Origin of the sequence: Stenotrophomonas ginsengisoli, from assembly GCF_001431485.1 — a bacterium.
GTDB lineage: Bacteria > Pseudomonadota > Gammaproteobacteria > Xanthomonadales > Xanthomonadaceae > Stenotrophomonas > Stenotrophomonas ginsengisoli.
On sequence record NZ_LDJM01000079.1, the window covers coordinates 1 to 878 of the forward strand.

At 59.5% G+C, this 878-nt stretch carries 1 protein-coding gene; it reads left to right on the forward strand.

Features of this window, described 5'->3' with window-relative positions:
• Window positions 1-778 (forward strand): DEAD/DEAH box helicase (locus ABB30_RS15395; RefSeq protein ID WP_245626527.1); only part of this gene is annotated, 778 nt, incomplete at its 5' end.
• Between the last annotated feature and the right edge of the window lie 100 nt (window positions 779-878).

Below are 878 nucleotides of genomic sequence, written 5' to 3' on the forward strand. Positions count from 1 at the left end.
CTTCTTCTCCAGTCGCATCGAGAGCGATGAAGCTGAACTGTTCGATGGCGAGACGCCCACGGAGGACGCCGAGCCGGAAGAGCAGGAGCAGTTCGAGGACACCTGGAACCGGCGCGAGATCAAGGACTGCCCGGACCTGTTGCAGCTGGCGCGCAGCGTGCTGCCAACCACCACCCTGCAGATCCACTACCGTTCCGCCTACCGCGAACTGATCGGTTACTCCAATGCATCGTTCTACGGCAATCGGCTCAGCGTGCCGGTGCGACACCCGGCTGCGAGGATTCTGCAGGCGCGTCCATTGGAGCTGATTCGTGTCGATGGACTCTACCAGGAACAAACCAACCCGCAGGAAGCCGAGCGCGTGGTCGACTATCTCGCCGAGCTTTGGCGCGCGCCGGTGGAACAGCGCCCATCCGTCGGCGTGGTGACCTTCAACCGCAAGCAAGCCGACCTGATCGAAGAGCGGATGGAAGAGCGCGCAACGCTGGACGATGGTTTCCGCATGGCCTTCGCCGAGGAACGTGAGCGCCGGGATGGCGGCGAGGATATGGCGGTGTTCGTCAAAAACGTCGAGAACGTACAGGGTGACGAGCGCGACATCATCGTGTTTTCTTCCACGTTCGGGCGCAATGGCCAGGGCACCTTCCGTCGCAATTTCGGCGTATTGGGCCAAACCGGTGGCGAGCGGCGGTTGAACGTGGCGGTCACCCGAGACCACGAGAAAGGCAGAAAGCTCGTAAGCCGTCATCTGACTGAAAAAAAAAAAAGGCGTATCTAAGACAGCCTGTAGACATACAACGAACTCATAGTAATACGCAGTGGTATCTCATGCAGGACAGGCGCGAACATCTCGCACACAGACTTCAGAGTATGACCGA